Genomic DNA, 22,906 nt, shown 5'->3' with positions numbered 1-22,906 from the left:
CATCTTAAATATGCTTTCACAAACTCATTCCCCATACCTAATCTCTAAAAACATACAGAATCCTCCAAACACCCTCAAGAATGTTTGAAAAGTATTAGCTCAATTTTTATATTATTATTCGTGTAGAGAGGAATCTATCCATGAAGAAGTTAGTAGTATATTTCATAACTATTCTGATATTATCATTACTTGGTTTTGTGTGGGCTAATGATGATAAGAGTAGAGTAATAAAATATTTTGAGACGTACAGAGTTATAGGTAAAGGTAAAGATCTTAAGGAGTCTAGGGAAGATGCTTATCAAAACGCAATAATTGAGTTTCTAAGGAAGACTGTATCTCCTAAGGATCTAAAAGATAACTCTGAAAAAATATTAAGGGAAATATTTGCTTCAAGAAAAATCACGAATTTTGTTGAGACGCATAAGATAATATCATCAGAAGAAGTAGGAGATAGTATTAAGATAATCGTGGATGTTGTTTTAAGAACTGGTAAAATAGTGGAGATACTTGAGAAAATAGAAGTACCGATCAGAAGAGATATATCTATAGACACAACTAACTAACTTTTACTAGGAAACCTGATTAGGAAATTTCAGAAATTTTTAAGAGATGACTTTAGTATCTATTTGTAGGAAGGGGATCTTGCCCCTTTGAGTTTAGTAGTTTGTATAACTATAAGAATGCTTGTAGTATTTCTTTTTTCTGATCGTCTGAGAGTTCTAATGGTTTTGAATGCATACCTCCTTCTCTAATGACAGGGTCGATTTGATCATGAGAGGGTTTGTCCTGATTTATGTAGAAAATTCCTATTGGTATTTTATCTTCCCATTCTGATGCTCTTTGAATTGCTTGTGAAAAGTCATATGGATTGTGACCAATGTCTTCAAGTTTATATATTCTTTCTTTGTACCACTGGTAAGTGTTTTTCTTGTTATATGTTACACAAGGTGAAATATCGTCAACTAATGCAAAGCCTTTGTGTTGTATGGCTTTCACTATTATTTCAGACATATGCTCTGGTTCTCCGGAGAATGTTCTTGCAACAAATGTTGCACCTGAAGAGATTGCTAATAAAATTGGATTTAGTCCAAAGTCATAATTCCCATCAGGAGATGACTTTGTTTTGCTTCCAAAGTCGCTAGTTGGAGATGTTTGTCCTGTTGTAAGACCGTAGATTTGGTTATTCATGACGACATATGTTATATCAAGATTTCTTCTGCATGCATGAACTAAATGACCTACGCCTATACCATATCCATCTCCATCACCACCTGCTGCTATGACTGTTAGTTTGGGATTAACCATTTTGATTCCTTGTGCTGTTGGTAAAGTTCTTCCGTGAAGGCTATGGTATCCATACGCTTTTACGAAATGTGGCAAATTTGAAGAGCATCCTATACCGGAAACAATGACGACTTGTGATGGATCTAAGTCAAGTTTTGCTAAAGCTAATTGAAGACCTCTTAGTAATCCATAATCCCCGCAACCAGGGCACCAAGTAGGATTTAAATTTACTTGGAACTTCTTTATATCAACTACAGGCATATAAACCTCCTTTTATAAATACCTCTCAACTTCGTTTAGAAGATAAAGAGGAGTAAATGGTTCTCCATCGTACTTCAATATTCTTTTTTCTATGTTGTATCCTGTCTCCATCCTTAAAAGTTTGGAGTATTGAGATGAATAATTATTTTCTACAATTACTACGTTTTTGTATTTTGATAGAATATCAGCAATTTCTTTTTTGACAGGGTATATGTATTCTATGTGTACGTGGTTTACTTTAATACTTTGTTCTCTCAATAGTTCTGTTGTTTCTTTTATAACACCATAGGTTGATCCCCATCCTACTAAAGTTATATCTGGTTTTTCATCACCTTCTACTATGGGTAACTTAAATTCTTCAACAATGTATTTCATTTTTCTCATTCTCTTTTCCATCATTTTTTTCCTTTTGGCTTCATCAGTGTATATATCGCTTATAAGTACTCCGTTTTCATCGTGTTCATCTGTTGCCGCGACATAATATACATTAGGAGTTCCTGGTAAAACTCTGGGCGAAACACCTGTAGATGTATCTTTGTATCTCAAATATTCGCCATTTCCGTTGATACTGTTTAGTAATTCCCCTCTATCTATTCTTATTTTTGAAGGATCTATTTCTTCAGTTAGTACTCCATAGTATCCGTTTGATAATAAGAAATCTATAAGTATTATTACTGGCATTTGATATCTATCTGCTAGGTTGAAAGCTTCTGAGGTTAAGTAAAATGCACTGACTGTATCTTTAGGGGCAAGTATTGCTTTAGGGTATTCACCTTGCGATGCACCTAATGCTTGGAAAAGATCGCCTTGTTCTGTTTTTGTAGGCAATCCTGTTGATGGTCCGCCTCTCATTGAATTAACTATGACTACGGGAGTTTCTGTCATTCCTGCAGAACCTATAGCCTCGGTCATAAGAGAAAAACCACCACCTGATGTTCCACACATTGCTCTAGCTCCAGCAAATCCTGCCCCAATAGCAGCATTTATAACAGCAATTTCATCTTCTAGTTGTTTAACTACAATGCCATATTTTTTGCCGTTTGAAGCAAACCAATGTAGTATCGAAGTTGCAGGTGTCATCGGATATGCTGAGTAGAATTTACATCCACTCATCGCAGCACTGATAGCAACAGCATAATTACCTGTTATTACATAGTAACTTTTGTTCTGTTTTCTAATGCCAAAATCGTAAGTTATATTAGTGTTATTATAACCTGCATTTATAACTTCGATGTTTGCATTTGCTATCTCTTCTCCTTTCTTTCCGAAAGATTTTCTTATAATTTCTTCTAGTAAATTTCTATCAAATCCAACGATTTTTACGACAGATCCAACTAGGAGAGTGTTTTGCATTATGGGTTGTTTTGCTTGTTCGGGTGCTAGCTGCCTAAGAGATAAACCTACATAGTTAACATCATTTCTTTTGTCGTTAATCTTAACTTTATCCTCATTATATACTATAAAACCGCCAGGTAAAACATTATTTTTGTGTCGTTCATATTCAGCTTGGTTTAACGGTATAAGTATGTGAGGGTTATCACCGTGGGTGTAAACTTTATCGTTTGAAATTCTTATTTGAAGCCAAACAAAGCCACCTCTTATGACTGATTGATAACTGTTGTAAGCACATACTCCTAGTCCACTACGAGATGCCAACTTGGATAAAGTATCTCCTACTGAAGCAACACCATCTCCGGCGCTACCAGCTATTCTTATTACTACCTCACCTTTTGTCATGTTTCCCTCCTACTTTTACTCTACTTAAGTTTACTAAAATCCTATATCTAGTGTCAAATTTTATTGATATATTGTGAATTGAGAATCTATATTCTTTAATAACATCACCAAATGATAGCACCTATATTTTTTAGAGAGGAATTTTCAAAGAGATATATAGTGAATGTTTGAATTAAAGATTGAGTCTAGATTATAATCTCATCCAACTTGGAGGTTATTTATGAGGTTGTGGGGTAGGAATGATAAAAAAGTTTTTTTATCTGAAAGGGATATTCCTAGGAAGTGGTATAATATACTTGCTGATTTGCCATCTCCACTCGATCCGCCTATAAATCCTCAAACAAAGCAGCCGTTATCTCCTTCCGATCTAGAAGTTATATTTCCGAAACAATTAATAGAGCAGGAAGTTTCTCAAAAAAGATGGGTTGATATACCAGAAGAAGTATTGAATAAATATTTAATATGGAGACCTACTCCACTTCACAGAGCATATAATCTTGAAAAGTATCTTGATACACCTGCTATTATACTTTATAAAAATGAATCTGTGTCACCTTCTGGTTCTCACAAACCTAATACTGCTATTCCTCAAGCCTATTATAACAAGATATCGGGTATAAAGAGACTTACTACTGAAACAGGAGCAGGACAATGGGGAAGTTCATTATCTTTTGCTGGTGCTCTTTTTGGTCTGGAAATAATAGTTTATATGGTTAAAGTAAGCTACAATAGTAAGCCTTATAGGAGAATTATGATGGAAACATGGGGAGCAAAAGTTTTTGCAAGTCCTTCCAATAGGACAAATTTTGGTAAAAAGATATTAGAGAATGATCCTAATAATCCTGGTAGTTTAGGTATTGCCATAAGTGAAGCAATAGAAGAAGCAGTTAACGACAAGAATACGAATTATTCTTTGGGTAGTGTTCTTAATCATGTTTTGTTACATCAAACAATAATAGGTTTAGAGGTTAAAAAGCAGTTAGAGATAGAGAATTTGTATCCTGATGTTATTATAGGATGTGTTGGTGGTGGCTCGAACTTTGGTGGTATTGCGTTACCTTTTGTTAAAGATAAGATAGATGGAAAAAGAGTTAGAATAGTTGCTGTTGAACCTAAATCATGTCCCTCAATTACGAGAGGTAAATATGCATATGATTTTGGTGATACTGCCGGTATGACTCCTCTTATAAAAATGCATACTTTGGGACATCAATTTATGCCACCTTCTATACATGCTGGTGGTTTAAGATATCATGGTATGGCTCCTATTGTTAGTAAGTTGTATGAACTAGGTTTAATAGAAGCGAAATCGTATACTCAAAATGAAGTTTTTGAGGCAGGTGTTGTATTTGCTAGAACTGAAGGTGTTCTGCCTGCACCCGAGACTACTCATGCTATCAAAGCGGCTATTGATGAAGCAATACAAGCTAAAAAGGAAGGTATAAGAAGAGTTATACTATTCAATCTATCAGGACATGGTCATTTTGACTTAAAAGCCTATGATGATTACATGAATGGAAATTTGCCAGATCACGAGCCAACCGAGGATGAGCTTGAGAAAGGTTTTTCTAGTATACCAAAATAGCTATGAGCCGATGGTGGGACTCGAACCCACGACCTACTGATTACAAGTCAGTTGCTCTAGCCAACTGAGCTACATCGGCACTGTGCCGAGAGCGGGAGTTGAACCCGCACGCCCTTGCGGGCACTACCCCCTCAAGGTAGCGTGTCTGCCAATTCCACCATCTCGGCAAAAAAACGAAATATAATCTTATTCTTCTTCTGATTCTACGATTTTCGAAGTATCTATCACTTCAACATCTTTTGATAGAATATCATAAAGCGCCTTAACAGCAGGTTTATCGAATGTATTTGATATTATGTTCTTATTTACAAGATATGCAGCTCTCTTAGATGCTGCGACGGATAATTCATAATGATTACCGTCATAATTTATTAGCTTCTCTATGAAATCTTTCATACTCTCATGATTATTCTACATAACAAAATGTAGAAATTTCAACTTGAGATTTTGATCCCATTGTTGACAGTGTTTTTGATTCTGAAGTTTGTATTACTAACGATTATCTTTTATAACTTTACTATGTAGTGTGTGAATTACGATAATATTTAAAGTCAATGTGTTAACAAAGATAATTTTTTGAACATAGTGATGGAGTACCAGGATGAAATTTAATATTGACATAAATCCTGCTCAAATAAAGGCTAATTTAGTTGCTTCTGTTAGGTTTCTATATATACTGATCCTATCTTTAGGGGTTTTCTTAATTTTTTCAGTTCTTTATGGAATAGAGAATCTAATAAAGATAACATATATTCTTACTAAACCTCAAATCGATGATATTGTTGCTATATACTTTTTGGGTAACATAGTTGATATACTGCCTTTTGTTGTTATCTTTTCTTTGGCTTACTTTGCTTATAAGCTGAATTACAGTACTACATCGAGTGTTATTTCGCTTGCTGTAATAGTAGGTATCTTAATCTATATAGTGTTTTTCGTAGTTATTTTGGTTTCTCCTCAGATAGATAAGTTTGTATTAAATGCTTATAAAAATTTTGCATCTTCTCCTTCATCTCCTAAGTATCTTTTTACTAGATCTAAAATACACTATGTTGGCGAGAATAGAATAATTCCAATATTGATTCAAGAAGGTTCTTTTAAAGCAGTAGTAGTTAGAAATGGTAAGTTCGTAATGTATAACAATATTAAGATTGTTCCTTACGATAATGGTATAAAATTAAAATCTTTGAAGCAAGAAATAACAACGATACCATATGAGAAGATAATACCTTCAAGTTTTGGAAAACTTTATGAGAGAATATATAGGGGCTTCTTAAAGATTGCTACACAGTTTCCTCTCACTAGATACGTTCAAGAATTTAGTTTTGGTAGTTTTTTAAATCTTATGCTTTATGTTCAATCCATATCTATAGGGGTTATGTATGTGGTGTGGCTATTCAGAGATTATTCAACTACCAAAGTTATCTTACTGTCTACAGTTGTTTCTATTGTTGGTGTAACTTTTATAGGTTTTATTTCTGGAGTTTTTGAGTTTATGAAATTTTCTTCGTATTTGGAATTTATCAAGGATATAATATCTGGTATTCTAGCATTAGCCTTTGCGGTTTTAATAGTAGTGGGTGCTCATAAGGTTGATCAAATACTGAAAGGAAGGTTTGGGGGCTAGTATGTATGGCTATATAAGTATTAGAATACTAGTTTTTTTTGTTATAGCACTGGCTTTATTGATAGTTTTATCTTACATATTGTCTGGAGATGTTGATGATAACAGATTAGTTAATTTCTTAAAGATCTTCTTATTTGAGTTACCAGTTGCTGCTACCTCAAGTGTGTTTATAACTTATTCTTTTACTGTTACGCAAAAAAGCCTTGATAAGTTTCAAAGAGTGAATTTAGTATCTGCTTTTACTCCAGCAATATTCTTTGCGTTATCTGTAGTTGTGATTATTGTATTCCTACAAGACATTGTTTTACCTAATCTAACTAAACAAAAGTTGATAAATGAAGGAGTGAAGGATGTAGTCTTTTCTATTGATAAGGATAAGTATTTAGTTATTGATAAGGTTGAATTTGATAAAAATGGGGGAATATACCTTTTGAAAGGTGTTGATTTGGTTAGCAAACAGTTTTCTGTAATAAGAAGTTATAGTCAAATAAGTTATAACCCTATAAAAAATGCTCTTGTTATGGGAGTAAAAGAATTGGAAATGGATAAAGACCTTGAGAAGATTCTTATGTTTTTTGTTGACAAAAACTACTTCTTTAGTATATGGGAGTTTAATGACGTGAAAGATGCTTTTTTTATGTATGACATAAAAACGTCATTTCTTAATTTTGTGATGTATGAAAAGATATTTATGCCTTTGTTAACTTTTGTTATCATGATTTTTGCTATAACATTTGGATGGCGGTGGAGAATAAATAGAGAGACAAAGCTTATGCCTTTATATATATTAGTTGGCTTTATTTGTATAACTATAGGTATTAAGATGGTATATTATTTATCGATTAGGTTATTTGAATTTTTAGTTTTTCCTTTCTAATCTTTCACATAAGTATTTTAAGTATACTAACTTTGAAAGTATTCTCACAAGTGATGATAATTATAGTGTTATGGGGGTTTTTGAAAAGTATATAAATAGCATAAGTAGAAATGAATATATAAAATCAATAGGTAAAGTAAAAGGTGTCAAAGGTGTTTTAATTGAGTCTGTAGGTCCTTATTCATCGATAGGCGATGTGTGTGAAATAGAGACGGGGAATGGGTTTATAAAAGCAGAGGTTGTTGGATTTGAGAATGATAGTGTTTTTTTGGTACCCTTCGAAAATGTAATAGGTTTATCTCCATCTGCTAAAGTTTTAAATACGGGTAAGAAAATGGAAATACCTGTTGGAGAGGATATGAAAGGAAGAGTTTTGAATGCCTATGGTGAAGTAATACTAGGAGAGCCTTTTAAAGTTGAAAACTTCTATTATATTGACAATGATCCTCCTGCATCACTTGAAAGGAGTAGAATACTAAAGCCTATTCAAACAGGTATAAAGGTTATAGATGGTCTTTTAACAGTTGGTGAAGGGCAAAGAGTTGGTATTTTTTCTGGTAGTGGAGTTGGTAAGAGTACTCTACTTAGTATGATTGCTAGAAATACATCTGCAGATGTTGTTGTTTTGGCACTTGTTGGTGAAAGGGGTAGGGAAGTTAGGGAGTTTTTAGAAAGAGATTTAGGCGAAGAAGGGCTAAAAAGAAGTGTAGTAGTTGTATCGACTTCTGATGAACCTCCTATGGCTAGGTTAAGAAGTGCTTACACTGCTACAACTATTTCAGAGTTTTTTAGAGACAAAGGATATAGAGTAATGTTACTTATGGATTCTCTAACTAGATTTGCTTTTGCACAAAGAGAAATATCTATATCTCTGGGAGAACCGCCAACTTCAAGAGGATATACTCCGACTGTATTTACCAAACTGCCTAGATTACTTGAAAGGGCAGGTCCTAGCAAGAACGGTAGCATCACTGCGTTTTATACAGTTTTAGTCGAAGGAGATGATATAAATGAACCTATATCGGACCATGTGAGAGCTACTCTTGATGGACATATTGTGCTTTCAAGAAGTATAGCATCTGCGGGGATATACCCTTCTGTGGATATTTTAGTAAGTATAAGTAGATTAATGCCAGAGATAGTTTCAAAACAACACTTTGAAAAAGCCCTAAAATTTAAAGAACTTATGGCTACTTATAGGGAAAATCAAGACCTTATAAACATAGGTGCATATGTCCAAGGTACAAATCCTAAAATAGATGCAGCGGTAAGATATATCGACAAAATGATTGACTACATAAAACAGGGTATGTACGAAAAGTTTAGTTTCGAAGATTCAGTAAATCTTTTAATTTCAATGTTTTAACAACTACGTTATTGTTGTCTAATAGTATAAAAGACAGCATATATCTTTTGTAGTCTATGTCAAAGTCAATAACGTTTTTTATTTTATAGTTTGGTTTAGTGTTTATTGATAGTATATTTTCGTTACCAACTTTTGAAAGATAGAATATATTGCCTTCTACTATAATGTATTTTTTGATATCTTCGAATGGACCTATTGCCCCTAAGTTGCTGATAATATACTTTTTGCCATTTTTTGTTGCTATTACCCCATAACTTGAGGTTTTGGTTTCAAACTTTAATGATTTTATGTCTATTTGGTTAAATGGACCTATTTCTTCTCCATCAAATAAAAGATATTGCCATTCATTCTTTTTTATAACCCAAGAGAATTTACTGTCGTTTATCAGGTTTTCTGTTTTTACCAGTATAGTGTGGGTATTAGTTTTGTTCTTATTTAAGTCAACTAATATTCCTTCTCCATTTCGAAATCCTATTATAAGGAATCTGTTTTTGGAGATAGTCTTGATATCTACTATATTATCCATTTCTAGCGATTTATTATTGAACAATAATATGTCTTTTTTATGCTTTTTTGCTATGTATAAACTACCGTTTATTATTGATTTTATGTAATCATAAGGTCCAAATAATTCTTTACCATTTAGTACAAAATAGGATTTGTTTTTTTTAACAACTATGGTATTACTATTGAAGTCGTTTTCTACGAATACTGCCATTTCATAAGGTCCTAGCTTCTTGAGGATGTTACCGTTTCTAACGTAAAAAACATAGTACTTATTACTAACCTTTGATATAAAATTTGCACTAGTTAAATCATCAGAGAACTTTATTTGTGTTATTCTTTCAAAGGGACCCATTTCGAAGTATGATGTTGATACATAATAACCATTATTTTTTTGAGATATACCCCCCCACTTAGCGTATTTGGTGTTAATTCGAATTGTATCATAATCTACACTTACGTAGTTACCTATTAATTTACCGTTAAAGATTAAGAAAAAACTGTTATCTTCCATCATTACGCCTGCACCCCACGATTTGCCATTATCTGAAAGTATAGGCATAAAAACTTTTTTAAAAGGTCCGAAAATTTTTGAAGAGTAGTTTATATAGATTTCATTATCCATCCTGAAGGTAAATATAAAGTTGCCAAACTTGTATGAAAAAGTATCCCAAAAAACTTCATCATAAGGTCCTAGATTAGTTTTACCGTTTAATGATATAAATATTTTGCCGTTGTCTTCATAAAAGACGATTATATCGTTGTGATTTTCTGTTTTTAGTTTTATTACCCTCGTGTAAGGGCCTAAAACTTTGTTTCCATAAACTACATAGTTTTTTCCTCTGGATTCGTAGTTGAAGAGTATTTTATTTCCTACTAGGAATACTTCCCCTATTGATTCAAAAGGTCCATATTCTTTTCCAAGGTCTTTCAAAAACCAACTACCTTGCGATTTGTATATAAATACAAGTCTTTTGTCATTTAGTTGTAAAGAGTATATATCTTCGTAGGGTCCCAGAACTTTTTTATAATTTTTTACAAGAAATTTGCTTTTACCTTCCTGTATTATCCAGGAGTTGCCGTAATTATCTAGATAGGGGTAGGACATAGGGTTTGTAGAATGTAGAAGTACATAATACTTCTGGTTGTCAATTTCTCCGCCGATCATCATGTAGTTTTCGTTTGAAACTAGTATAGCGAACCATCTATTGTATTGAAGTAGTGGTGGTATAAGTTCACCAGGTTGTATTGGTATTTCTTTGTAGTTTAGTAATATTATGTTTGTGTTATTTTTCCTTACATCAACAATAAAATTTGTTCCAAAAAATGATGGAATACCAATATTATTTGCTTGATCTACTGCTATGACTCCGTTGATTATCAGCGTATAGTTATCTTTTGACGATCTAGCAACTGTCCACCAGTTACGGCTAACCGCGTCAAATGAAGGAATCTCAATGTCTTCAAAGGGGCCTATTTCTCTACCATTTTCTAAGATTATATACTTTTTACCTTCTCTTGTTGATATTTTTATATCAGGAATTGAATAGCTTTCGCTATTGTAATTATTTTCAATTATTTCAAACGGTTCTAGTTTGTTGTTGATTTTTTTGAAGAATAAGTTATTAAAATCTTTGACCCTGGTAATTTTCTTTTCGAAAGTTAAGTAGTTTTGCCTATTAGATATGAACGTAACTATAAATTTATTTGTTTTGTTTGAAAATATAACGTTTTTTACGGATGCATTATGAAAAGAGATTGTTTTTTTGTTTACATTCAATATTTGGATGTCGTTTGAATTATAGGCTATTACGAAATTTAGATGTCCATTTACATATTCTACTTTTGAAATATCTTTTAATAGGCTATTGAAACTAGGTATTTTAACGCTGAATACTTCAGTTTCTTGGAATTTGCTACATCCTATTATTGACGTTAATATGATAAAAAGTGTTATTGTATTCATTATTGAAATCTTCATAGAATAGATTTAGGGTATTACTATTTTATTCAAAGGTACGTTAGGTCCATCTTTACAGACTAGTATATATCCATTCTCAGATGATGGTATACTACATCCGTAGCATATCCCGATTCCACAGCCCATAAATGTTTCAAGAGATACTATAACTTTTTCAGGGTTTACATGTATTTTTGATAATGATTTAAGCATGGGTGTTGGACCACAGGCATATATCATATTACCGTCGTACTTTCTTTCGAGTAATTCTGTAATAAAACCCTTGCATCCTATTGATCCGTCTTCAGTTGATATGAATATTTCATCTACATACTCAAAGTATTTCTCAAAGTATTCTTCTTTGCTTCTTATTCCCCAGAAGAGTCTAACTTTTCTCTTTGAGGTTTTTAAGAGTTTGGCAAGTGATACCATGTTTGCTATTCCTACTCCTCCTGCTACAAGATTAACTTTTTCTTCGTTATGAATTCCAAAATCAAAAACGGAGTTTCCTAAAGGACCTATAATATTCACAGTTTGGGATGCTTTCATTTTAGTTAGCTCTTCTGTCCCTTTTCCTACAACTTTCACTAGTATTGAAAAAGAATTGTGTTCTTTGTCAAAGAGCGTAAATGGCCTTCTTAGTAAAGGTGTTCTTAATTTTATATTAACAAACTGTCCTGGTTGTATGTGTTTTGATATATACTTTGACTCAAGTTTTACCTCAAAGTATCCTCCAAGCTTTGATATATCGATTATCTTGGAATCTTCAATAAACAACCTCTCTGAATCTACTATCATACAAATCGACCTCTTCATTTTTCCAATAGTCAACATATCCTTTTATTAGTTTCCTAAGATCATCAAGAGAGTTTACGAATTTGGTTTCTCCTAGAAACCTATCGAAATATACTCTAATTTTCTTATTATATATATTTTCGTCAAAGTCAATTATGTATGTTTCGACATCGGCAGGATTTCCACCAAATACAAAAGATTCTCCTACGTGTGTTAGGCTTTTATATCTTTTCCCGTCAATTTCTGTTATAGTGGCATATACTCCTGATGGAGGATAGACCTGAACTTTGCTTCTTATATTTGCTGTTGGAAATCCTATTTCTTTTCCTAAACCTTTTCCTTTTATTACTTTGCTTTCAAGGAAAAATCTTCTTTGAAGTAGTTGATTTGCGGTTTCGATATCACCTGTTATTATCAATCTCCTTATGTTTGTGCTACTGACTTTAAGACCGTTATATGTTATTTCATCTGCTATGAAAGGCCTGTATCCAAACTTTGAAGCGTTCCTTATTAGAAAGTCAGTATCACCTCTGGCTTGGTAACCGAATCTAAAGTTGTATCCTACAAATATGTCAAGATGATTGACCTTTGATAGTATTATCTCAAGAAATTCTTCTGGTTCCATTTTTTGTAATGTGGGGGAAAATTTTATAAATATAGTTTTATCAATATTGTATTCTTTTTCGAAGACTTCAAGTTTGTAATGAGTTGGTGATATAAGTCTGGGTGATATTGATTTATTTCTTACCCAATCTGGATGGTTCTGAAATGTTAGTACGCAGATATTACATTCTTTTGAGTTACTTTTACATATTGATTTTTCCCTCATACTGTTTAGTATCTTCCTATGGCCTATATGTACTCCATCAAAAACTCCTATTGATAAAGCTACATTTCCCATTTTAGGTATTTTTCTTATGTCTTTTATAACTTCCATAGCTGTATTATAAATGGTTATTCAATATGTTTATACATATCCTAAATAAAACCCATATACTTTTTCCAAAATCCGAATTTTTTGTAACATTTTGATTGAGCCAATCAATAAGGTAATTTTTCCGGAGAAGTTTTTTGATAATGTGAAGATTTGTAGTGTTTTCATCTACTTTTGGGTATTCTAATGTTGTTTTCTTAGATAGGTTCAAGAATCAGATAGTGAATTTTTAATAGAATTGTTTGTAATTTTTGTTATCGTGTTTTGCTTATTTTTACTTCTTTCTCAAATGTAGGGGTTTTTTAATTGTATTTTGTTGAAAAAACTTTTTTGGACAAAGATAATTCAGTAGGAATGTATTTTTTAGAGAGGATTTTAGGTAAACTTAATATATCAAAGAAAAAACAAGATATTGTAAGAAATGTTATATTTGGTATAAGGTTAAGGTTGATAATGGGTTTTAGTTTGATTTTTTTTATATCAACATTTGTTTTGCTTACGATAACTTACTATTATCAGTATAACCTACTTCTTGCTGAGAAGGTTAGAAGCGTTAATAACTTAAGTAGAGTGGTAGGTAATGTTTTTGAGATTCTTCTTGAAAGGAGTCTTGATGATTCTAGACTTGAAATAGAAAATCAAAGGCGCTTTGTTGAATCGAGCATTGAGAATTTCATGAGCTTGAATGATGATGTTTTGGAAGTAATACTTACAGACAGAAGAGGTAGAAAAATTTTCTCAAGTGGACAAAAGGTGGTTCCCAAGAAGGTTTTGTCAATGTTGCCAAAATCTGAAGAGGATTTCATAACTAGTGTGAAAATAACTAATTTTACACGTGGTGCTACCAATATTTACGAGTCTAGAATAATAATCCTTCCGATTCAACAAAGTTCTGGTTTGTTGATAAGTTTGAATGAAGATTTTGATAGGATTCTTAAAAAATTGTATTCTCAAGGATCAAGCGAGGGTGAAAGGGATAGACTGTATGAATTGCTTTTAAACAAATACAAAGATGTTTTAGATGAGAAAAAATTATCTCTCTCTAGAGATATTGATTACCTTTTTTTAATTCTATATAGGTACCTATATGGTAAGGGTAATTTAGTTGTTCCAAAGAACGATCAGTATCTTTTATCTGATAAGTGGTTGATTAATGAGAAAAAGAATATAGAAAAGGGAATAAAAGAAGGTAATTTGACACTAGTTAAGAAATCTTATGACAGTATATTTGAAAACTTGTCTAAGTTAAGGTATTATGGGGAGAAAAGTAGATTTATTGGATTTAATGTTGTGGCGTTTAATATTACCTCTGCTTCGGCAGAGATATCGAACAATCTGAAGTTTTTAGTTGTTATTTTTTTGGTAGTTTATCTGGTCAGTATTATTGTAATATTTTTTGTATCTAGAGTATATGTTGATAATATTAAGAAATTAGAGAAATGGGGTGTTGAGGTTAGTAATGGTAACTTATCTGCTAAAGTTGAGATAAAGTCTAATGATGAAATAGGTAGGCTTGCTGATGTTTTTAACTATATGCTAGATGAGATTATATCTAAATACCATCTTGAGAAGTTTGTATCTAAAAGTACTGTCAGTATGATAAAGGATAAAAAAGACAAAGCGATTTCTCTAGGTAAGGTTGGTAGAAAAAATTTGGCTTTTCTTTTTAGTGATATTAGAGGTTTTACTTCATTTTCTGAAAAGAATAGCCCAGAGTATGTAGTTGAAGTTCTAAATACATATTTAGATATCCAAGCAAAAATCGTTAAAAAGTACAAGGGTGATATTGATGATTTTGTAGGAGATCAAGTTATGGCACATTTTGGTGGAGATAAAAGGGCAGATACTGCCATAAAAGTAGCTATTGAGATAATAAAGTCTATAAGAGAACTAAATAGTGAGAGAAAACAAAAGGAGTTGCCTATATTTGAGGTTGGTATAGGAGTACATATTGGAGATGTAGTTGTAGGTAATGTTGGGTCGGAGTTTAGGATGGACTTTGCTTGTGTTGGTGATGTGGTAAATACTTGCTCAAGGTTGTGTTCTGTTGCTAATCCCATGGAAATAATAGCCTCAAAAGATATAGTTGAAGCATCAACTAAAAATTTTGAATATCAGAAAATACCACCTATAAATCTCAAGGGGAAAGAACAGCCATATGAAGTTTATAGAATAATTGCATAGAAATGTTTATACAGTACTGTTATAACACATCCTGTATATTATTGTTGATGACAATTTGTGAATTTAGATTTGTTTTGGTACCGAATTAGAAAATCTTGTCTTATTGCTTGACTATTGATGTAATAGTTCGAAAGTATTTACTTTTGTTCTTACTTTTGATATACCGTTCTCTTTATAGACTTCTATGATTGGGTAATTTGTGTTTTCCGCTATTTCTTGTTTGTGTGTAATTATGTATATAGTTAGGTTTTTTGCCTTTGCAAAGTTTTCAAGAAAACTGAGCAATCTTGTGTTAAATCCTTCGTCGAGTGTGTCAAATCCTTCGTCTATAAATATAAAGTTTGTTTTTAGGTTTTGTATTACGTCTTCAACTAATCCAAACGATAAAGCTATTGAGAACAAAAAGCTTTCACCACCACTTAAGCTATCAACATTTCTTTTGTTATATCTCGTATTTTCTAGATTAATGTATTCAAGGTTGAAGCTTAGTCCTTTATCGTCGTAATTAATTTTCAATTGTTTATCGGTTATACCTAAATAACTTAGATATTTATTAGCGTTTTCTGCTATGTATTCTAACTTTATTTTCATGATAAAATCGATCAAATTATTATTTCTTAAGATAGCTTCCAATTCATTTAGAATTTCTATTTCTTCCTTTAGTGGTCTGATATCTCTTATTATTTTGTCATATGTATTTTTTTGATTTAGAATGTTTTTGAATTTTTCTTCAACTTTTCCTTTTTCAGAACTTATATTTACGATATTATCCATATTTAATTTGATTTCATAGTCTATTTGTTTAATTTCTTTTTCTAGGTCTTCTAATTCCTTCTTTTTAGTATGAGTTTCATTGAGAAGTTTAGACATGTCGAATGTTATATCTTTCATGTCTTTACTAATGGTTTTTAGTTCAGTGTATTCATTTTGTATGGAATATATTAAACGTTTGAGGTCTTCTATAAGTTGTTTCTGTGAGAGTATTAGTTTTTTATAATCCTCTGTTTCTTTTAGAAGAGTTTTATCGAGATTTTGTAGTGTTATTGTAGAGGATAACTTACCTATAATCTTTGTTTTTATGGCGTTATCAACAGAAGCAATTGAGGTACTTAATTCTTCTTCTAGTTCATTGATCTTTGGTATGAACTCATCATATATCCTACTATAGGTGGTTTCTAGTTTTTGTAGATTTTTTTCATTTTCTGATTTCTTTTTTATTAGAAACTGCTTTTCATTTTTTTTCTGTTCCAACTCTCCTTTTATTTTAGTTATATCTTCATCTTTTGAAATGTCTTTGTTTTGAAGTTTGTTTTTAATTTGCTCTATTTCTTCCCTAATTTTGTTTATATAGTCTGTTTTGTTTGAAATATTTTCGCTTAAAGTTTTTATTATGTTTTCGTTAGTTTTCTTTTCTACTTCTAATTTATTGAGTTCATTGTTAATTTTTTCAAGATTTTCTAGTAATAACTTATATTGATTTTGTGATGATAATTCAGTTTCTGTGTGTATAGATGTATGATATATACCTCCGCATACGGGGCAGGTATCGTTCTCTTTTAGCGAAGACTTGATTTTTTCAACAATGTACTTTTTTTCGTTCTCTTTTAGTTTTTCTCTATGTGCTTGGAGCTCTAAGATTTTATTATGTATTTCTTTGTTTGTATCTTGTTTTTGTTGAATATTCTCTGTTAACCTCAGTATTTCGTTGTTTAGGCTTTCTAGATCGTTGAAATGTTTTTGTAGATTGAATAAATGGTTTATTTGTTCATCTATTTTCAAACTTTCAAGTCTATCTATTTCATTCTGATTACTTGATATTTCTTCTTTAAGTTTATCAATCTGATACTTTATATCCTTTTCGAGAGTTTCGAGAGTTTCCTTTGTAAGGTAGTCTGAACCTGGTAATTGGATGTTTGGGTAGATGTTCTTTAACATTTTAAATGAATCAGCTAGAGTTTTGTATTTCGAGTTAATATTGGTAATAGATATCTGAAGTCTCGTTAATATATCCTCTTCTTCTGTCATATTTCTTTGACTATTTTCAAGATCTTTTAGTATTCTATCTAGCTTTTCATGATTGAGAACAAATAAAGGGTCATCGGTTTGTAGGAAGATTTTTTCTATATCTCCTCCTAGTTTAGTTTTTAAGATTATTTCTTTTGCGTTGTTGATTTTTTCAGTTATGTTTTTGTAAATTTGAATTAGACTTTGTAGTTTTTCTATTTCTTGTTTTATTTTGTCTTTCTTATCCTCTTTAATTTTCCTTTGCTCTGAAAGTTTTTCATTTTCTTTTTGTTTTGAGTTTATTTTGTCTTCGTATTTTTTCAAAACTTCTGTCTTTAAGTTGATAATATCTAGCTCACTTGTATTCTCTAAGCTAATGGATTGTATTTTTATTTTTATTTGATTCCAAGCATCAGGTATTTCTTGGAGTAGTGTTTTTATATTAGATTCCACGTTTTTCACTGCATTGATCATATTACTCTCTAGTTTATCGAGTTCTTTTGTTTTATTTTCTAGAATATTTTTTGTAACATTTGAAATTTCCCTGTATATTTTAACTTCTTGAAATATGTTTTCGAGAATTTTTCTTCTGTCTTCATAGCTGTCGCTTTTTAGAAACATTGCGAAGTTGCCTTGAGGTAGAATTACCGACCTGGTGAAAACATCGTAGTCACACTTTATTATATTCTTGATTATGTAATCATCCTTTTTTTTCTTGCTATCTTTAACTATTCCCTCATTAAGGATTTTTTCTCCTTCTAAGGATAATTCTTTTTTGGTGATGTTTAACTCCACATCATACTCAACTGATGAATTTTGGATGGCTATACTTCTAACTATTTTATACTCTTTTATTATTCTGGGGTTTGAATCGGATTTATGATCTTCTTCCTCGAGTACTAGTTCTGAATAGGTTTTGGTATTACTATCTTGATTTTGAGAGTATTCAGAGACTACAGACTTAAGATCGGATGTATCATATCTTGGTACTTTTTGGTATAAACTAAATGTTATAGCATCTAGTATGGTGCTTTTACCGGAGCCAGTATCTCCTGTTATTATTACTATTGGCGAATCATTAAATCTTGAGAAATCTATGAAAGTATTAATATGTGACCCGAAGTTTTCTAACCTTATGCTTTTTATTCTCATTTATTAAGTATAAAGTAGTTTTTGTAAAGTTGTAAATATAATTTCTAGGTTGATTTTTTGGTGAATTATTTTATGTTTTGTAAATAAATTACGATAAATTTATATATGGGAATGTTTACATCTCTTAATATAGCAGGTAGTGGGCTTACTACTCAAAGATTTAGGATTGATGTTATTGCAAACAATATAGCAAATGTTGAAACTACAAGGACTACCGAAGGTGGTCCATACCAGAGACAAAGGGTTGTTCTTATGCCGAGAGATGATAGTCTTAAATTTAAAAGTCATCTACTTCCAGAAGCGTTACAGCCTGGGCAGGGGGCAGGAGTTAAAGTTGTTAAAGTCGAAAAAGATGATTCACCGCCAAGAATGGTTTATGATCCATCGCATCCTGATGCAATTAAGCACGGTAAGTACAAAGGATATGTCCTTTACCCAAACGTAAATATAGTACAAGAGATGGTTGATTTGATATCTGCTTCGAGATCTTACGAAGCAAATGTAACAGTTATAAATTCGACAAGACAGATGTTTGAAAAATCGCTCCAGATAGGTAAGTAGCTACCTAATTTTTACAGTTGTGTTATTAAGCGTTTTAGTTAATACTGTTTTTTAAGTAAACTATGTTGGGTGAAGTATTATTTTTTTAACTTTTTGATAAACAGTTTTTAACTCGAGTTGAAAGGTTTTTAATTGAGAGATGATATCAAGTTGTATAGCTAATCATCATTATTGTCTTATACAAGGGAATTAGGTGATAATTCTATTTCTGTGATTTATTACGCATTTCGTATTGTCTTTTTTTATTTCTATAGTCAATATAGAAAACGAAGGCTAATATTAGAAGGAGTATGATCAGAAATATAATTACCGCTACTATTACTCTTGCCATAGTCATCCTCAATAGTTATTGGTATAAAAGGTAATTGTTTTTTGAATCCAACAAATTCCCAGATGTTTCTAATCAATTCCTCAAGTGAACCAACGATAATTCTACTTTTTCCATCAATTATTACTTTTGAGTAAGGTATTTTGTTAGAAAATTTCTTGAATACATCTTCGTAATAATCATATCCATATCTTGGTATTCCATTTATGAATACTATTTCAATATCATTAAACCATGCATTTATTATGTCTGCAAATAAATTGCTTGTTTTCCTTCTAAAGATTGTCATATCTGCTAGATATCCTTTCTTGATATATCCAACATTTTGATCTATTCTAAACGCTTTTGCTGGATTTTTAGTTATCATATACAAGATTGTTTTATCATCTAGGTCTTCATTATATTTGTTTTTGTAAGCATATTTTAGGAATTTCATTTCTTCAAGGATGTTTATTCCGCCGGACATTGGTGAGTCGGTACCTAAAGATGTATTTATCTCTCTATTTAACCACTCTTTCAATCTTGCTATAAGTTTAAACATAAAATAATTTGATATTGGACAGGTTACAAGGTGTGCACCTGCTTCTGCAATTCTATCAAGGTCATAATCTGATAAAGCTAATCCATGAACCATAACTGTATGTTCTGTAAGTGCTCTATACTCAACTAAGTAATCAATTCCTTTCGTAGATTCTTCGTCAAATCCTTCTTCTATATGTGTAACGAATGGCCAATTTCGTTCTACTGCTCTTTTGTGTTCTATTTCTATTCCATCACCCCACTTGAGATCGTATGATGAAACTTCATGAGCAAGACAGTATTCCTTTATAACTTTTACCGGGAGTTTATCTATGAAATTATCATTAACTTTGTGTGGTATATGATCCATTACTGTTGTTACGCCTGACAGTAGATTTTTGTAAGCACCTATAAGATAGAGGTAAAAGTTAGGTATTTTGCTTCTTTCTTTATACACGTCGGATGACTTTAGTATGTCATCCCATGGTTTCCAAGATATATGTGGCCCTTCACCAACTCTAGGCCAGTATGATCCTAGAAGATGATCATGAGCGTTTATTATACCAGGTATTGCTATTGTATCTTTGGTTAGTATTATGTTTATGTCTGCTCTTAATGTATAATCACTTATTTCTATAATCCTTCCATTTGTTATATCTATGTATATACCTTTATCTTCTAATATTTCTTCTGGGGTTATTATCATTCCAGGTTTAAGAAATACAATCATACTAGCATATTTATCGGAAGTTAAATATCCTAACAATAGACTTTATTTAAATTATTATGATATAGGTATTTCCAAAGAGCTAAAAGTTAGGTTATACACTTAACAGAACTGTAACTTCTTAGAGTATTTGATAATACTTGTAGTAATTTGGTGTTCTAATAATTTGATGTAGTAAAATGTTGAAAAGAGTAGAAATGAGTTTTATCATTTTTGGTATGATTAGTTCAGATACTTCTGTAAATATACTGAAATTCTTCATGTCTTCTGGTAGTGAAGTAATTCTTATAATAGATGATTTGAAGGTAAGAGCCCAAATAACTAGGATTGATGATTTTTACTTATATATAAAGTCTTCGATTCCACTTGAAATTCCAAAGTTACCTTACGGTATGAGTTGTATAGTACCTTATGGTAAAGATGTTTTTTTCTTTAACTCTGAGATAGTTCGTATTGAAAACAGCGAATTTTTTTGTGTTATACCATCTAGTGTAATAAAAAAACATCATAGAGAGTATGAAAGGTACAATGTTGAAGGAATATTATTTGCTAGTTTGAATATAGTTAAAGAAATGGATGATAAAGAGTTTATCAACAGATTCCCGTTGTCCATGAGAAATTTATTTGACAAAGGGTTACAAAACACAACCTATGAAGAGGTTTTGGAAAAAGCTATTGATATTTTGAGTAAAGATTTCGGGGAAGTTATGTATATTGATGAGTTTTCACAACTTGAATGGCTAAAGTATCCTAGATACAATAAGGTAGGATTGCTTGTAAGTAATATAAATTCAAGATCATTTTTAGAACCTTTCAGAATGTATGGTTTTGCTAGTTATGGATACTTTATAGAACCTTCTAAAAGAAATTTGTTTGATGCTGAGGTTAAGACATTTGTAAATTACCATGTCACCAAAGGCTTTAATTCTTATATTTATCTACCTATGTTTTTAGTTGATAATTTGTTAGGTTATCTCATGATATGTAGTAATGAAATAATTAATGTTAGTAATTACAATCATCTATCTAAACTTATGAGAATTTTGGGAATGGTTGATCTTGTTGAGCAATTTTTCTGCTATAATAGATTTTTTGTTCTCAATGAGCATAGAGATTATCCTATACCAATAATTGACATAAGTTTTGGTGGAATGAAAATAAAAATTGATAAACATATTGCTTACTTTGTTAATGTGAATGATACTGTAAAGGTCTATTTCAGGATAGGAGCAAGGTTTTTTGAAATCATAGGTGAGATTATTAGAATAGGTTATGAAAATAATGATTTTGTCTCTGCTATAAAGTTTGTTAATATGAACAAGGAAGATTTTGGATACATAAGAAAGTGGTTTAGTAGTTTCAAAAGGTGGTAAAATGGATAGTAAGTTTATTAAGTGGCTACTTTTAGTTATGGTTATACTGATTTGGGCAAATGCTGTTAGGGTCTCTATACCTGTTATAATGGATTACCTTGGTATTTCTTATAGTGTTGATATTTCTACTAGTGAATATGTTATCTCAGGTGATTATTCAAAGTCAGAAGATGTTGTGGATGTTGGTACTTACTTTATTAGAAATCCTTTCTCAAGGCCTTTTGATAGTGAAAGAGTATCTTCTACAAAGTTAGTTTCTAAGGTCCAAGATTTTGGGTATACTAATAAAAAGTCAGTTTTTTCCTTTTTCAATCTTAGAGGAACATTTTTTGTTAACGACCAGAGAGTTGCTATTCTTGAGGGGAGATCTGATTTGGGGATAGTTGGTACTTTTTATGCTAAAGTTGGTGATATTATAATGAACGAAAAAGTTGTTGATATAGGTGAAAACTATGTTATAATATTTAAGGACGGAGAGAAAGTAGTACTTTACGAGGTAAGGTGATATGGATAAAGCTGATTCTTTTGAAGTTAGGTTTAATGAAGGAGATATAATATTTTGCGAGTTTGAACCTGGTGAGGAGATGTATGTTATAAAAGAAGGTAAAGTTAGGATTACAAAGATACAGAATAATAAAGAAAAAACAATAGATGTAATAGGTCCGGGTGAAATTTTTGGTGAAATGGCGTTGATTGATAACGATAAAAGAACTGCTACTGTCATAGCTGAAACTGATGTTGTATTAGTAAAAGTGGATAGAGATAACTTTGAGATTTTAGCTAAAAATAATCCTCCTTGGGCTTTAAAGTTGCTTAAAAACTTCTCTAGAAGAATTTATGATGCTAAGAGAAAACTCAGAATACTCAGTATAAAAGAACCTGATACAAGAGTACTTGAGACGTTGATAATGCTATCTGAAGGAGTAGCAAAGGATGATAGTAAATCGTTTGTGATAAGTAGTACTATTGAAGATATTGCACACTGGACAGGTATATCTGTTAAAGAAGCAGAGGAAATACTAGGGAGATATGTAAAAATGGGTAAAATATCTGTTGATAAGGAAGGAATAAAGATACACAACATAAATGATCTTAAAAGACTTTCGCAGAATAAACAAAAGCTTTAAT

18 protein-coding genes and 2 tRNA genes are annotated in these 22,906 nt (G+C 31.5%); 10 read left to right on the top strand and 10 right to left on the bottom strand.

The genetic code is table 11. The annotated features are described in order from the left end of the window. Positions 1 to 140 precede the first annotated feature (140 nt). Complete coding sequence (locus N2712_05615; protein ID MCX8029454.1) at positions 141 to 563, top strand: hypothetical protein; 423 nt, start codon at positions 141 to 143, stop codon at positions 561 to 563. Between the two features lie 109 nt (positions 564 to 672). Here the strand turns inward: N2712_05615 and N2712_05610 are convergent, their stop codons facing one another. Together N2712_05610 and N2712_05605 are read right to left on the bottom strand one after the other, a co-directional pair. Continuing rightward, positions 673 to 1,545, bottom strand: a complete 873-nt coding sequence (locus N2712_05610; GenBank protein MCX8029453.1) for a thiamine pyrophosphate-dependent enzyme — start codon at positions 1,543 to 1,545, stop codon at positions 673 to 675. A gap of 12 nt (positions 1,546 to 1,557) precedes the next feature. Beyond that, complete coding sequence (locus N2712_05605) at positions 1,558 to 3,282, bottom strand: 2-oxoacid:acceptor oxidoreductase subunit alpha (protein ID MCX8029452.1); 1,725 nt, start codon at positions 3,280 to 3,282, stop codon at positions 1,558 to 1,560. A gap of 220 nt (positions 3,283 to 3,502) precedes the next feature. On the opposite strand from N2712_05605, the gene N2712_05600 reads away from it, so the two are divergent. Then, the gene (locus N2712_05600; protein MCX8029451.1) at positions 3,503 to 4,867 is read left to right on the top strand and encodes a TrpB-like pyridoxal phosphate-dependent enzyme; all 1,365 of its coding nucleotides are present in this window, start codon (positions 3,503 to 3,505) and stop codon (positions 4,865 to 4,867) included. A 5-nt stretch (positions 4,868 to 4,872) separates the two neighbouring features. On the opposite strand, the gene N2712_05595 is transcribed toward N2712_05600, so the two are convergent. The 3 genes from N2712_05595 to N2712_05585 all read right to left on the bottom strand — a co-directional run bounded on the left by N2712_05595 (position 4,873) and on the right by N2712_05585 (position 5,263). Continuing rightward, a tRNA-Thr gene (locus N2712_05595) sits at positions 4,873 to 4,946 on the bottom strand. A 4-nt stretch (positions 4,947 to 4,950) separates the two neighbouring features. After that, positions 4,951 to 5,034: transfer RNA gene (locus N2712_05590), tRNA-Leu, on the bottom strand. A 19-nt stretch (positions 5,035 to 5,053) separates the two neighbouring features. Further along, positions 5,054 to 5,263, bottom strand: a complete 210-nt coding sequence (locus tag N2712_05585; GenBank protein MCX8029450.1) for a DNA-directed RNA polymerase subunit omega — start codon at positions 5,261 to 5,263, stop codon at positions 5,054 to 5,056. 205 nt (positions 5,264 to 5,468) lie between these two features. On the opposite strand from N2712_05585, the gene N2712_05580 reads away from it, so the two are divergent. The 3 genes from N2712_05580 (at position 5,469) to N2712_05570 (ending at position 8,737) form a co-directional block, all read left to right on the top strand. Continuing rightward, positions 5,469 to 6,494, top strand: a complete 1,026-nt coding sequence (locus N2712_05580) for a hypothetical protein (GenBank protein ID MCX8029449.1) — start codon at positions 5,469 to 5,471, stop codon at positions 6,492 to 6,494. A gap of 1 nt (position 6,495) precedes the next feature. Then, entirely contained in the window at positions 6,496 to 7,371 is an 876-nt protein-coding gene (locus tag N2712_05575; GenBank protein ID MCX8029448.1) for a hypothetical protein, read from the top strand. Positions 7,372 to 7,441: 70 nt separating this feature from the next. After that, entirely contained in the window at positions 7,442 to 8,737 is a 1,296-nt protein-coding gene (locus N2712_05570; GenBank protein ID MCX8029447.1) for a FliI/YscN family ATPase, read from the top strand. Here N2712_05570 and N2712_05565 read toward each other — a convergent pair. From N2712_05565 to N2712_05555, 3 genes are read right to left on the bottom strand one after another with little or no spacing between them, the layout of a single operon-like run. After that, on the bottom strand, positions 8,694 to 11,222 hold the full coding sequence (locus N2712_05565) for a hypothetical protein (GenBank protein MCX8029446.1): 2,529 nt from the start codon (positions 11,220 to 11,222) through the stop codon (positions 8,694 to 8,696). The genes N2712_05570 and N2712_05565 overlap by 44 nt on opposite strands. Positions 11,223 to 11,231: 9 nt before the next feature. Then, positions 11,232 to 11,999 (bottom strand): dihydroorotate dehydrogenase electron transfer subunit, encoded by a 768-nt coding sequence (locus tag N2712_05560; protein ID MCX8029445.1) that lies wholly within the window; start codon positions 11,997 to 11,999, stop codon positions 11,232 to 11,234. Beyond that, complete coding sequence (locus tag N2712_05555) at positions 11,968 to 12,933, bottom strand: bifunctional riboflavin kinase/FAD synthetase (protein MCX8029444.1); 966 nt, start codon at positions 12,931 to 12,933, stop codon at positions 11,968 to 11,970. The genes N2712_05560 and N2712_05555 overlap by 32 nt, the downstream gene beginning before the upstream one ends. Before the next feature lie 351 nt (positions 12,934 to 13,284). On the opposite strand from N2712_05555, the gene N2712_05550 reads away from it, so the two are divergent. Then, the gene (locus N2712_05550) at positions 13,285 to 15,114 is read left to right on the top strand and encodes a HAMP domain-containing protein (protein MCX8029443.1); all 1,830 of its coding nucleotides are present in this window, start codon (positions 13,285 to 13,287) and stop codon (positions 15,112 to 15,114) included. Between the two features lie 111 nt (positions 15,115 to 15,225). Here N2712_05550 and N2712_05545 read toward each other — a convergent pair whose 3' ends face one another. Further along, positions 15,226 to 18,270, bottom strand: coding sequence for an SMC family ATPase (locus tag N2712_05545; protein MCX8029442.1), 3,045 nt, complete (start codon positions 18,268 to 18,270; stop codon positions 15,226 to 15,228). 105 nt (positions 18,271 to 18,375) lie between these two features. Here N2712_05545 and flgC point away from each other — a divergent pair, with 105 nt between their 5' ends. Next, positions 18,376 to 18,831 carry a flagellar basal body rod protein FlgC gene (flgC, locus tag N2712_05540; protein ID MCX8029441.1) on the top strand — a complete coding sequence of 152 codons (456 nt, stop codon included), beginning with the start codon at positions 18,376 to 18,378 and terminating at the stop codon, positions 18,829 to 18,831. A 254-nt stretch (positions 18,832 to 19,085) separates the two neighbouring features. Here flgC and N2712_05535 read toward each other — a convergent pair whose 3' ends face one another. Then, the gene (locus tag N2712_05535; protein MCX8029440.1) at positions 19,086 to 20,408 is read right to left on the bottom strand and encodes an amidohydrolase family protein; all 1,323 of its coding nucleotides are present in this window, start codon (positions 20,406 to 20,408) and stop codon (positions 19,086 to 19,088) included. Between the two features lie 215 nt (positions 20,409 to 20,623). Between N2712_05535 and N2712_05530 the strand changes: the two genes are divergently transcribed. Genes N2712_05530 through N2712_05520 form a run of 3 tightly spaced genes read left to right on the top strand, consistent with a single transcriptional unit; the run spans position 20,624 to position 22,905 of the window. Beyond that, the gene (locus N2712_05530; protein MCX8029439.1) at positions 20,624 to 21,778 is read left to right on the top strand and encodes a PilZ domain-containing protein; all 1,155 of its coding nucleotides are present in this window, start codon (positions 20,624 to 20,626) and stop codon (positions 21,776 to 21,778) included. Between the two features lies 1 nt (position 21,779). Next, entirely contained in the window at positions 21,780 to 22,283 is a 504-nt protein-coding gene (locus N2712_05525; protein ID MCX8029438.1) for a hypothetical protein, read from the top strand. A gap of 1 nt (position 22,284) precedes the next feature. After that, positions 22,285 to 22,905 (top strand): Crp/Fnr family transcriptional regulator, encoded by a 621-nt coding sequence (locus N2712_05520; GenBank protein ID MCX8029437.1) that lies wholly within the window; start codon positions 22,285 to 22,287, stop codon positions 22,903 to 22,905. Position 22,906 lies beyond the last annotated feature (1 nt).

The sequence above is a fragment of the Brevinematales bacterium genome (genome assembly GCA_026415355.1).
Taxonomy (GTDB): Bacteria; Spirochaetota; Brevinematia; order DTOW01; family DTOW01; genus SKYB106.
Note: the sequence above shows the minus strand (reverse complement) of the source record. Positions and strands in the feature narration are given on the sequence as shown.

Bases quoted from the DNA above. Each gene is read 5' to 3' on its own strand.
- N2712_05615 (MCX8029454.1), top strand. From the start codon at position 141: ATGAAGAAGTTAGTAGTATATTTCATAACTATTCTGATATTATCATTA.
- N2712_05610 (MCX8029453.1), bottom strand. From the start codon at position 1,545: ATGCCTGTAGTTGATATAAAGAAGTTCCAAGTAAATTTAAATCCTACT.
- N2712_05605 (MCX8029452.1), bottom strand. From the start codon at position 3,282: ATGACAAAAGGTGAGGTAGTAATAAGAATAGCTGGTAGCGCCGGAGAT.
- N2712_05600 (MCX8029451.1), top strand. From the start codon at position 3,503: ATGAGGTTGTGGGGTAGGAATGATAAAAAAGTTTTTTTATCTGAAAGG.
- N2712_05585 (MCX8029450.1), bottom strand. From the start codon at position 5,263: ATGAAAGATTTCATAGAGAAGCTAATAAATTATGACGGTAATCATTAT.
- N2712_05580 (MCX8029449.1), top strand. From the start codon at position 5,469: ATGAAATTTAATATTGACATAAATCCTGCTCAAATAAAGGCTAATTTA.
- N2712_05575 (MCX8029448.1), top strand. From the start codon at position 6,496: ATGTATGGCTATATAAGTATTAGAATACTAGTTTTTTTTGTTATAGCA.
- N2712_05570 (MCX8029447.1), top strand. From the start codon at position 7,442: ATGGGGGTTTTTGAAAAGTATATAAATAGCATAAGTAGAAATGAATAT.
- N2712_05565 (MCX8029446.1), bottom strand. From the start codon at position 11,222: ATGAAGATTTCAATAATGAATACAATAACACTTTTTATCATATTAACG.
- N2712_05560 (MCX8029445.1), bottom strand. From the start codon at position 11,999: ATGATAGTAGATTCAGAGAGGTTGTTTATTGAAGATTCCAAGATAATC.
- N2712_05555 (MCX8029444.1), bottom strand. From the start codon at position 12,933: ATGGAAGTTATAAAAGACATAAGAAAAATACCTAAAATGGGAAATGTA.
- N2712_05550 (MCX8029443.1), top strand. From the start codon at position 13,285: ATGTATTTTTTAGAGAGGATTTTAGGTAAACTTAATATATCAAAGAAA.
- N2712_05545 (MCX8029442.1), bottom strand. From the start codon at position 18,270: ATGAGAATAAAAAGCATAAGGTTAGAAAACTTCGGGTCACATATTAAT.
- flgC (MCX8029441.1), top strand. From the start codon at position 18,376: ATGGGAATGTTTACATCTCTTAATATAGCAGGTAGTGGGCTTACTACT.
- N2712_05535 (MCX8029440.1), bottom strand. From the start codon at position 20,408: ATGATTGTATTTCTTAAACCTGGAATGATAATAACCCCAGAAGAAATA.
- N2712_05530 (MCX8029439.1), top strand. From the start codon at position 20,624: ATGATTAGTTCAGATACTTCTGTAAATATACTGAAATTCTTCATGTCT.
- N2712_05525 (MCX8029438.1), top strand. From the start codon at position 21,780: ATGGATAGTAAGTTTATTAAGTGGCTACTTTTAGTTATGGTTATACTG.
- N2712_05520 (MCX8029437.1), top strand. From the start codon at position 22,285: ATGGATAAAGCTGATTCTTTTGAAGTTAGGTTTAATGAAGGAGATATA.